Source organism: Streptomyces sp. YIM S03343, assembly GCF_054729195.1.
Map to the genome: position 1 here is coordinate 4,636,080 of NZ_JBPUKX010000001.1, position 10,767 is coordinate 4,646,846.

8 protein-coding genes and 1 pseudogene are annotated in these 10,767 nt (G+C 69.0%); 5 read left to right on the forward strand and 4 right to left on the reverse strand.

Annotation, left to right across the window (positions count from 1 at the left end; translation table 11 throughout):
• The first annotated feature begins 248 nt into the window (after nucleotides 1-248).
• The 3 genes and pseudogenes from ACSYGN_RS20015 to ACSYGN_RS20025 all read left to right on the forward strand — a co-directional run bounded on the left by ACSYGN_RS20015 (nucleotide 249) and on the right by ACSYGN_RS20025 (nucleotide 3,876).
• Entirely contained in the window at nucleotides 249-2,900 is a 2,652-nt protein-coding gene (locus ACSYGN_RS20015) for an RICIN domain-containing protein (protein WP_460397530.1), read from the forward strand.
• A gap of 15 nt (nucleotides 2,901-2,915) precedes the next feature.
• Nucleotides 2,916-3,128: pseudogene (locus tag ACSYGN_RS20020) on the forward strand (cation:dicarboxylate symporter family transporter); the annotation flags it as partial.
• A gap of 241 nt (nucleotides 3,129-3,369) precedes the next feature.
• Nucleotides 3,370-3,876 (forward strand): hypothetical protein, encoded by a 507-nt coding sequence (locus tag ACSYGN_RS20025; protein WP_460397531.1) that lies wholly within the window; start codon nucleotides 3,370-3,372, stop codon nucleotides 3,874-3,876.
• Here the strand turns inward: ACSYGN_RS20025 and ACSYGN_RS20030 are convergent.
• The 4 genes from ACSYGN_RS20030 to ACSYGN_RS20045 form a co-directional block, all read right to left on the reverse strand.
• Complete coding sequence (locus ACSYGN_RS20030; protein ID WP_460403586.1) at nucleotides 3,828-6,215, reverse strand: non-reducing end alpha-L-arabinofuranosidase family hydrolase; 2,388 nt, start codon at nucleotides 6,213-6,215, stop codon at nucleotides 3,828-3,830. The two genes, ACSYGN_RS20025 and ACSYGN_RS20030, sit on opposite strands and share 49 nt — an antisense overlap.
• A 91-nt stretch (nucleotides 6,216-6,306) precedes the next feature.
• Complete coding sequence (locus ACSYGN_RS20035) at nucleotides 6,307-7,083, reverse strand: AMP-binding protein (protein ID WP_460397533.1); 777 nt, start codon at nucleotides 7,081-7,083, stop codon at nucleotides 6,307-6,309.
• A gap of 92 nt (nucleotides 7,084-7,175) precedes the next feature.
• Nucleotides 7,176-8,432, reverse strand: coding sequence for a helix-turn-helix domain-containing protein (locus ACSYGN_RS20040; protein ID WP_460397535.1), 1,257 nt, complete (start codon nucleotides 8,430-8,432; stop codon nucleotides 7,176-7,178).
• A 184-nt stretch (nucleotides 8,433-8,616) separates the two neighbouring features.
• Nucleotides 8,617-8,769: a hypothetical protein gene (locus tag ACSYGN_RS20045; RefSeq protein WP_460397537.1), complete on the reverse strand. Its 153-nt coding sequence runs from the start codon at nucleotides 8,767-8,769 to the stop codon at nucleotides 8,617-8,619.
• Between the two features lie 220 nt (nucleotides 8,770-8,989).
• On the opposite strand from ACSYGN_RS20045, the gene ACSYGN_RS20050 reads away from it, so the two are divergent.
• Together ACSYGN_RS20050 and ACSYGN_RS20055 are read left to right on the forward strand one after the other, a co-directional pair.
• Nucleotides 8,990-9,196, forward strand: a complete 207-nt coding sequence (locus ACSYGN_RS20050; protein WP_460397539.1) for an MbtH family protein — start codon at nucleotides 8,990-8,992, stop codon at nucleotides 9,194-9,196.
• A 201-nt stretch (nucleotides 9,197-9,397) separates the two neighbouring features.
• Nucleotides 9,398-10,693: an MFS transporter gene (locus ACSYGN_RS20055; RefSeq protein ID WP_460397541.1), complete on the forward strand. Its 1,296-nt coding sequence runs from the start codon at nucleotides 9,398-9,400 to the stop codon at nucleotides 10,691-10,693.
• Nucleotides 10,694-10,767 lie beyond the last annotated feature (74 nt).

Genomic DNA, 10,767 nt, shown 5'->3' on the forward strand with positions numbered 1-10,767 from the left:
CCGCCGGCTGATGGCCGACACGCTGTCCGGGTGCTCCAGGCGCAGCCGGGCCAGGTTCTTGTGCGCGGCATCGGTCTGCCCAGACGCTGATCAACGCCTGCCGCACCACGAGGTGCCCTGAGAAAAATCTTCCGGCTCGGGGCAACCCTGTGCGGGGCCTGTGGCGACAAGGGAGCGGATCCGGCCAGTTCCGGTGGCCGGGATCCGGATTTCCTCTGATGAACAGCGTGCAAGGAGAGCCTCCCCTCATGGACAACCCCACGAACGGCGGGCGGCGCGGGCGTCATCGCCGTCGCTGGACCGCGACCGGTCTGCTGCTCGGCGCGCCCGCTCTCGTCGTGCCGTATCTCCTGTTCGCGCAGGAGGACTCGCAGGCCGCGACGATCGACGGCAGTGCCTATTACCGGCTGGTCTCGGTGCGCAGTGGCAAGGTGCTGGACGTCAACGGTTTCTCCACCGCCGACGGCACCCGTATCCAGCAGTGGACCGACCAGAACACCGCCAACCAGCAGTGGAAGCTGAAGGCCGCAGGGGACGGCTACTTCGAGCTGGTGAACCGCAACAGCGGCAAGGTGCTGGGCATAGCAGGCAACTCCAGCGATCAGGGGGCCGCCGCCGAGCAGGAGACCGACAGCTCCTCCACCTCCCAGGAGTGGCGGATCGACGATGTGAGTGGTTCCGACGCCGTCACCCTCACCTCCCGCAGGAGCGGCCAGGTCCTGGACGTCTCCGGGGGCTCCACGGCCCAGGGCGCGGCCATCATCCAGTATCCGAGCCGGGGCAGCACCAACCAGCAGTGGAAGCTGGTGAAGACGGCCGGGACCCAGACCTCCGGGACCGGCGAGGCACAGACCACGGCCGCGGCAGGACCGTATGTGTGGAAGAACGCCCAGGTGGTGGGCGGCGGTTACGTCACCGGGTTGGTGTTCAACCCGAAGGAGAAGGGCCTGCTGTACGCGCGCACCGACATGGGCGGCGCCTACCGCTGGGACACCGCGGCCGAGCAGTGGATCCCGCTGACCGACTGGCTCGGCGAGAAGGACTGGAACCTTCTGGGCATAGATGCGCTGGCCACCGACCCCGTCGACCCGAACCGGCTCTACCTCGCGACGGGCACCTACACCAACGAGTGGGCCGGCAACGGCGCGATCCTGCGCTCCACCGACCGGGGCCGCACCTTCCAGCGCACCGATCTGCCCTTCAAGCTGGGCGGCAACGAACCCGGCCGCGGGGCGGGCGAACGGCTCGTGATCGACCCCGCGGGCCGCGGCACCCTGCTGCTGGGCACCCGCAAGAACGGCCTGTGGCGCAGCACCGACTACGGCGCGACATGGGGTCAGGTCTCCTCGTTCCCCGTCAAGGACGGGGCGAGCAGCGGCGCGGGCATCTCCTTCGTGACGTACGGCCCGGCCGGCAGCAACACGGTCTACGTCGGCGTCAACGACAGGTCCACGTCCCTGTACCGCTCCACCGACGGCGGCAGCAGCTGGCAGGCCGTCTCCGGGCAGCCCACCGGCCAGATGCCGCAGCACGGTGTCGTCTCCGGTGACGGTTCGCTTTACCTGACGTACAGCAACAACATCGGCCCCAACGACGCGACGGCGGGCTCGGTGTGGAAGTACACGCCGTCGGGCGGCGCGTGGAAGAACATCTCCCCGTCCCGGGGCTCTTACGGGTTCTCCGGCCTCGCCGTCGACCCGCGGAAGCCATCCACGGTGATGGTCACCACCCTCGACCGGTGGTGGCCCGAGGACGAGGTCTACCGGACCACCGACGGTGGCACGACCTGGAAGGCGCTGGCCGACAAGTCGCAGCGCGATGCCTCCGGCGCTCCGTACGTCGGCAGCGGCATCGGGCACTGGATGACCGCGCTGGCCATCGATCCCTTCGACTCCGCTCACGTGCTGTACGGCACCGGCAACGGCATCTGGCGCAGCAAGGACGCCAACGCCTCCGACAGCGGAGGCACCAGCCACTGGGCCTCCGGGGCCCGCGGGCTGGAGGAGACCTCGCTGGCGGACGCGATCGCTCCTCCCGGCGGCGCCACCGTCATCACCTCCATGGGCGACCAGGGCGGCTTCCGCCACGACTCCCTGACCGAGGTACCCGCCGGACGGCTGAAGAACCCGCTGATGAGCAGCAGCACCGACATCGACTTCGCCCAGTCGTCCCCCGCGGTGATGGTCCGCGTCGGCACCGGCGGCGCGCAGGACGGCGCCTACTCCACCGACGGCGGCAGCAGTTGGAACGGCTTCACGGCAGAGCCTGTGGGCAGCGCGGGCAGCGGCCATGTCGCGCTCGCGGCGGACGGCTCCACCATCGTCTGGACCGAGGCCGGCCAGGCCCCGTACCGCTCGACCGACAAGGGGGCGAGCTGGTCGAAGGTCAGCGGCCTGGGTACCGACGCCGTGGTCGTCGCCGACCGCTCCTCGGCCAATACCTTCTACTCACTCACGGGCGGCACGCTTCACGCCAGCACCGACGGCGGCGCGACCTTCACCGCCCGCGCCGGCAACCTGCCCGCAGGCCGGCTCACAGCCGTCCCCGGCATCGCCGGGGACCTGTGGATCGCCGGCGGCGGCAACGGGCTGCTGCACTCCACCGACGGCGGCCGCACCTTCACCACACTCAAGACGGTGCAGTCCGCCTCCGCCCTCGGCTTCGGCAAGGCCGCGCCGGGCACCGACTACCAGGCCCTGTACCTGCTCGGCACCGTCAAGAACGTCACCGGAGTCTTCCGCTCCACCGACAAGGGCGCCACCTGGCTCCGCGTCAACGACGACGCCCACCAGTGGGGCGCCATCGGCAGCCTCGGCATCATCACCGGCGACCCCGACACCTACGGCCGGGTCTACATCGGCACCAACGGACGCGGCCTCCAGTACGGCGACCCGTCCTGACCCAGGCGCCCGAGCCTCTCCACGGTCCTGTTCACGCTCATCCGCTGGATCATGCGGCTCGCTCCCATCGTCGCGTTCGGCTCGATGGCCTTCACCATCGGCAACTACGGCCTGGGCACCCTGCGCCACCTGGCCCTGCTGGTCGGCTCGTTCTGGCTGACCGCCCTCTTCTTCGTCCTGGTCGTCCTCGGGACCGTGATGCGCCTGAACGGACTGCGACTGCTGCCCTCCGCGGTGACAGCCCAGCCCGATCCGAAGAGACACCCGCACCGACCCGCGACCCCGTCCCCGCCGCACAATGACGTCGCATGGGCGGGGCGGCCCGGAGCAGACACTCCGGGCCGCCCCGCCCACGTCTCGACAGGACGACATACTCGCCGTCCGGCCTGATCAGGAACGTCTGGCCCTCCCGTACGGCAACTGACGACGGCCACCGGGGCCTGGAAGAACATCTCGTCGTCCAGCGGCGGTGACGGCGTTCGCCGGACGCGCGGTCGACCCGCAGCACCCGGCCACGGTGATGGTCACCACCCTGGATCGCTGGTGGCCTTCCGACGAGTTCCACCGGTCGGCCGACGGCGGCGCCACCTGGAAGACGCTCGGCGCGATCTCGGTGCGCAACGACTCCGCGGCGCCGTACGTGGGTACCGGCATCGGGCCATGGATGGGCGCGCCGGCCATCGACCCCTTCGACTCCGGGCAACGTCTGTACGGCACCGGATCGGGCATGTGGGGCGGTTCACCAGCCCCACGGGCATCGACTTCGCCCAGGGGAAGGCGGAGTTCCTGGTGCGGGTCGGCCGCGGCGACGCACGGCACGGGCGGCGGTTCCGCGGCCGTCATCCGCGATGAAAGTCCACAAAAGAGAGGAACCCCAGCCGACGCACGGCTGGGGTTCCTCGAGGTGGTGAGTGTCGATCAGGCAGGTCAGCGCTTCAGGGTGAGGATGCCGGGCCGGTACGGCAGGTTGTCGTAGGAGGTGTTCGGTGGTGTGTTGGGGGACTTGCCCTGGTAGAGGAGTTGCATGTTGCAGGGGTCGATGGTCATGGTCTGGTCGGGGTTGTCGCGGACCAGGTCACCGTGGCTGATGTCGTTGGTCCAGGTGGCACCGCTGTTGGCCTTGCCGGCGAAGGGGTTGGACTCGGTGGCGGCCTGCGGGGTCCACGGACCGTTCAGGCTGGTGGCGGTGAAGGAGCGGAAGTAGCGCTGCTCGCTCGCACCCCGCGCCTCGACGATCATGAGGTACTGGTTCTGGCCCTTGACCTTGTAGACCTGCGGCGCCTCGAACAGGTTCTTCACCGTGTCACTCATGACCGTCGTGTACGAGGAGCCGAAGCTGCTGGGGAAGTTCCCGATCGGCATGGTCGACTTGTAGATCTTGCCGTTGTCACCGGCGAAGAACAGGTACATGTTCTGGCCGTCGGCGATCAGGGTCTGGTCGATCGGGCCGGTGGGGGATTCGGTGCGGGGGATGCTGCCGGTGAACAGCGGCTGCGGCGCGGACCAGCCGCTGGGGTTGGTGGGGTCGCTGGAGGTGCGGTAGCTGAAGGGCCACGGACCCCACTGGTACGCCAGCACCCAGATGTTCTTGGGCGCGAAGTAGAACAGTGTGGGCGCCACCGCGGCCTGGCTCATGCCGGTCTGGCGGGCCGAAGCCATGTCCGACCAGTTCGTGAAGGGGCTGAACGCCATGGAGCCGTAGGCCGATCCCGAGTAGTTCGTCCCGTAGACCAGGTGCTTGCCGTTGTACGTCACGTCGGTGAAGTCCTTCAGCGAGGCCCACCCGTTCGCCGGCTGCGCCAGCGCGCCCGTCGAGGTCCACCGGTACGTCGACGGGAGAGAACACGTGTCGCTCTTCGGCGCCGCGGTCGGCTTCAAGGTCCAGTGCTGGTTGGCACCGCCGTTGGAGTCCCACACCTGGACGGGAGTGCCGTTGGCGGTCCGACCGCCGGGGGTCTCCAGCGCCCGGCCGTCGGCGACGTTGGTGAGCGTGTAGGAGCCGTCGCTGTTCTGGCTGGCCTTCCAGTGCTGGTGGGCGCCGCCGTTGGCGTCCCAGACCGTCATCCTCGTCCCGTTGGCCGTCTGGTTGACCGGCTCGTCCAGTACCCGGCCGCTGGCGACGTTGGTGAGCGTGTAGGAGCCGTCGCTGTTCCGGCCGGCTCGCCACTGCTGGTTGGAGGCGCCGCTGGCGTCCCACACCTGGAGCGGGGTGCCGTTGCCGTTCTGTCCCGTGGGCTCGTCGAGAACGCGTCCGGCGGCCGCGTCGGCGAGAGTGTAGACAGTGCCGGAGGTGATGCCCCCGGCCTGCGTGCCGCCGCTGCTGCCGCCCAGGGCGGTGAGCACGGCGCTGTAGGCGGGCTTCTTGTTGCCGCCCGCGTCGAACAGCAGGGGGTTCTCACCGGTGCGCCAGGAGTCGCTGTCGCGGATGCCCCACACCGTGATGCCCGTGCAGCGAGCGACGTTGACGCAGGCCTTGACGGCGTTGGTGTACGCGGTGGCGGACGCCTGGGCGATGTCGAGCTCGGTGATCTGGACGTCCACGCCGAGCGCGGCGAAGTTGGACAGGGTGGTCTGGAAGCTGGCCGGCGGGCCGCCGGCGCCGAAGTGGCTCTGGAAGCCGACGCAGTCGATGGGCACGCCGCGGGACTTGAAGTCCTTGACCATCTTGTAGACGCCCTGGGTCTTGGCGTCGGTCCAGTTCTCGATGTTGTAGTCGTTGTAGCAGAGCTTGGCGGAGGGGTCGGCGTTCCGGGCGGTGCGGAACGCCTCCTCGATGAAGCCGTTGCCCAGCACGTCCTGGAAGACCGAGCTGCGGTGCTGGCCGCTGCCGCCGTCGGCGAATGCCTCGTTGACCACGTCCCAGGCGTAGATCTTGCCCTTGTAGTGGGTCATCTCGGTGGTGATGTGGTTCTTCATCACACTGCGCAGGGTGTTGGCGTCGGTGATGGAGCGGACCCAGCCGGGCAACTGGGAGTGCCAGACCAGGGTGTGGCCGCGCATTCGCTGGCCGTGCGCGGAGGCGTGGCTCACGATCGAGTCGGCGGCGGCGAAGTTGAACGACCCGCGGGAGGGTTCGATGGCGTCCCACTTCATCTCGTTCTCCGGGGTGATCATCTTGAATTCCCGGTCGAGAAGGGCGGAGTACGTCGAGTCCCTGAGCCTGCCCGTGGCCACTGCCGTGCCGAAGTAGCGGCCGCTGCCGGCCGCTGCGTCGGCGACCGTGGTCGGCGTGCCGGCCTCCGGCGTGCGTGCGGCGAGGGCGACCAGCGGTACGGCAGCACCCGCGGCGGCGAGAACCACGGCGGCGGCGAGCACGCGGCGGGTCGCCGGACGGCGGCGATGAGAGCGGTTCTGATCTGGCAACGGCTTGTCCTTCTGGCGCAGTGGGCCTTGGTCCGGGGCCCAGTTACCTGCCAGTTGCCGTCATGCGCACAAAGGTTGCCGTGATAGAGAGGAATTTTGGAAGGAGTCGTCCTTGGCGTCCCGTCCACCGGTGGCGTGGTCGTACTGGACGGCGAGGACGCGCTGTCCGGCGGCACCATACGGCCCGGGCTTGACGACCCAGCGGTAGACCAGCGCGCAGCTCTCCAGTGGAACGGCTGCACAGGACGGTCGAGGCGCCGCTGACCGCGGCGATGCCACGAAGTTCCGATCGGCCGAGACCGTGCGTGGCGGGCACACAGACACCTCCCGCCTTCAGGACGGCCAACTGCGCCATCAGCGCCTGCCGGTGGTCGTCGCAGTGGATGATCACCGGATCGCCGAGCTGGACCCCGCTGTGCACCAGGACCGATGCCAGCCGTGCGGCCCACGACTCGGCCTTGGCGAAACGCAGTTCGCCGCGGGCGTCCTGGACGGCGACACCGTCCGGACGCCGCTGGGCCACCTGGGCGAACAAGCCGTCCAGAGTGCTTGGCGACGGCGACGGCGACGGCGACGGCGACGACGGCGAGGGCGACGGCGACGACGGCGAGGGCGACGGCGAGGGCGACGGCGAGGGCGATAGGGCCCGTTCTCCAACTGCGGTGCGCGCACCGGGACTCGCGGGACGTGCCGGGGGGAGGGCAGATGCGGCATGAGGCGTCCGCACGGCGTGCGTACGGCGGGTGGCCGGGGCGGGATCGGTGATCACTGTGCGCTTCCTCCAGCTCAGGAAAGAACCCACCCCTGTCCCCCCTCCCATGAAGTCCTTGTTGCATGCCCGTCCCGCCTCGGAGCGGAGTGCGAGGCGGGGACTACGAGGGCGGGGGACCAGGTGGGGACTGTGCGTTGGGACTATGAATCGACTGCCCGGGGGCCTGACTTCGCCGACTGGACGAAGGCCAGGGTTTCCGCGAGGTTCTTCCAGATCTCCGCGGCGAGATCCATGTTCGACGCCTCGTGCGCCTTGCCGGCCAGCGTCTCGATGGCGCGCACCCCGGCCTCCACCTGCCCGGAGATGATGTCGAGCAGATGGACCAGTACCTCGAACCGGATCATGTCCCGGAATTCGAGCTTCTGTGCGTCAGGGCGGATCTCCTCGCACAGGGTGCGCGCCGCGTCGAGGTCCCCCGCCTGGAAATGCGCATGGGCGCAGATCGTGCGGAACTCCAGGTGCTGCCCGGCGTCCCCGACCAGGGCGAGTGCGGGCTCGACCTCCTTGAGGATCTGCTGGGCGTCGGTGAGCCGGCAGGGGTGCATCTGCAGGTAGAGCGACGCGGCGGCGAAGCGCAGCCGCATCCACAGCCGGAGGTCGTCGGCGCTGCTGCTCAGTGTCAGTGCCTCGGCCAGCCGGGCCGCGGCGGCCGCGTGGTTCCCCTGCCGGACGTACACGCTGGCCGCGGTCCACAGGGCTTCGACGCGCATGGTCCGCGTAGTGTACTTCGAGAGCACCTCCAGGTCCGCCACGTACTTCAGCGCGTCGTGCAGCCGGCTCGCCTCGGCCTCCGTGGAGATCAGCACCATGAGCGCGCGGACCGTGTCGGCCTTCGGCACGTCATGTTCGATCGCGGTGGAGTAGGCGTCGTCGGCACAGGCGTTGGCCATCTTCATGTCACCGAGCGAGCGGTGGAGACGGGACACCAGAACCAGGGAGCGGACCCGCAGCTCGGGGATGCCGCACTCCTCGGCGGTCCGCAGCAGCTCCTGGCCCAGGTGCAGTTGAGCCTCGTGTGTGGCGCCCTCCGACCGGATCCCGGCCAGCGACCACAGGGCGAGCCACCGCAACGGGAGGGACAGATCGGTCTGTTGGTGTGTCAGACGTTCCAGCAGCTCGCCGATCTGGCCGTCGCCGTCGGGCGTCGCGGTGACCGCTCCGACCAGGGCCGCGACCGGTGCCTCGTCCGCGGCCGGCGGGCCGTCGAACGCGGACGGGGACACATCGAGCCGTTCGGCGAGGTAGGTGATGATCTTGGGGGTGGGTGGCCTCGCCCCGGACTCCAGGCGGGAGAGGTAGCCGGCGGAGATCTCAGCGCCGGCCAACTGCGCCTGGGACATGCCCCGTTCCTGCCTCAGTGTTCGCAGTCGCTTACCGAAGTCTGACCGATCGACCACCGCTCATTCCTCCCTTGCCATGCATATGGGGGTGGGGGAAGCCGTTGATCGCGGCTTCCCCCACCCCCATGTCACCGACAGTTTGGCAGTTGCCAGAGCAGTTGTCAATTTTTGGTAATGACCCGTGGGTCGGCTTGGCAATGCCCGGGCGTATCCGTCGGGAGACTCCGATGAGTGCCGACGGTCAGGGCCAGTCGATCTTCGGAGTTCCGGAACCTGCCAGCGACGCCGTCCAGGTCGGGCTGGTCGTCGCCCCTGTCGCGGCATTGCCGTAACCGATGGCGAAGATGATCGCGACCAGACCGAGAACGGCGCCGAGTCGGTGGAGACATCGCATGTCAGGGGTTCCCCTCGAGAGGCGTGGAGAGAGCGTGCTGCTGTGATGTCCGAGCCGGACGTGACGCCACGCTACGGGTTTGGCACAGCGCTTGACAAGTAGTTGCCAAAATTCGGAGCACTATGGAAAGGTGATGTCACCAAAGTGACAACGTGGGGCCCGCAAAGCGGTCTGCCATGGCACGCCGCTGGGACGATCGGGCAACCCGAGGAGTGAACCGATGGTGAATGCGTTGGACGATCCCAAGAGCCGTCTGGCCGTGGTGGTGAACGGCGAAGGGCAGCACGCGCTCTGGCCGGACCACTGCGCCGTGCCCGCCGGCTGGACCGTCGTACACGGCCCTGCGGACCGGTCGGCATGCGTCGCCTACGTCGACGCGCACTGGACGGACATGAGGCCGCTGAGCCTCCGCTTTTCCATGGAGTGACGGCCACCTGTGGTGTGACGGCCACCTGGAGAGACAGCCAGCTGTGGAGTGATGGCCGCCAGTGGAGTCACGGCCAGCTGCGGAGTCACGGCCACCTGCGGAGTCACGGCCAGCTGTGGAGTGATGGCCACCAGCCATGCTGCCCCTTCCTCCTCTCCCTCCCTCCCCCCATCCCACTCCCGCCGAAACCGGAGGTATGCCGTGGAGGCACCCCATCCGCCCGGCTCCCTCTTCCGGAACAGGCCGTTCGCCGTGTTCTGGTCGAGTCAGTCGATCTCTTTCCTGGGCACCCAGATCACCTATGTGGCACTGCCCCTCACCGCGGTCGTCGTCCTGCACGCGTCACCGATGGAGGCCGGTCTGCTGAGCGCCCTGGAGACGCTCCCCTTCCTGCTGTTCGGACTCTTCGTCGGTGTCCTGGTGGACCGACGGGCCCGGCGGCCCATCCTGATCACGGCGAACGCGATCAGGTTCGCCGCGCTCGCCTGGATCCCCACGGCCTACATGCTCGACGTGCTGACGATCCCTCAGCTCCTTGTCGTGACCTTCCTCGTGGGCGTCATGACCGTCTTCTTCGAGATCGCCTACATGTCCTATCTCCCCGGACTGGTCGGCCGCGAGCGATTGATGGAGGCCAACGGCAGGCTGCAGGCGTCCGCCTCGACGGCCGAGGTCGCGGGTCCGGGCATCGCCGGGGGACTGATCAGCGTGATGAGCGCTCCTTTGGTGATCGCCATCGACGCCGTGAGCTATCTGGTCTCGGCTCTCGCCCTGATCAGACTGCCCGCGGACGCCGCGCCCCCGGCCGATCCGGACGCCCAGGGCAAGCAGTCGGTCTGGGCGTCACTCCGCGAGGGATTCGCCGTCGTCGGCCGCAACCCCCTGCTCCGCTGGTGCACCGCCGCGGTCTTCTTTCTCAGCCTGTTCTTCAGCTCGGTCATGGCCGTCTACTTCCTCTACCTCATCCGTGAGGCGGGACTCGCTTCGACGGCGGTGGGCCTGATCGTGGCCGTCGGCAGCGTCGGCGGGCTCGTCGGTGCCCTGCTGTCCGAGCGGTTGAACGCCTGGCTGGGCATCGGCCCGACCCTGGCGGCCGCTGTGGCTCTGCCCGGCGTCGGCTTTCTCCTGCTGGCCACCGTGCACGGCAACTCCCTCGGTTCCGCCGCACTCGCCGGCCTCGCCACCTTCATCGGGTTCTTCGGCATTCCCGTGTGGGACGTGACCGTCATCAGCTTCCGCCAGTCGATCACCCCCGACCATCTGCAGGGCCGGGTGAACGCGACCGTGCGCTCGCTCTCCTGGGGAACCCTGTCGCTGGGCTCCCTGATGGGCGGTGCCCTGGCCAGTGCCTGGGGCCTGCGCGAGACGGTCGTCGTCTCGGCGGTCGGACTGTTCGTGCCCGCCCTGGTCGTACTGCTGTCCCCGGTGCGCGCGATGCGGCGGCTGCCCGAGCAGGTGGACGGGACGGCGCAGCCGAGCCCGGTCAGCTCCCTCTGAGACATCCCGTCACATCCCGTCACATCCCGTCCGGCGAACGGGCCGGATCCGAAACCCTCGGCTCCGTCCCCCGG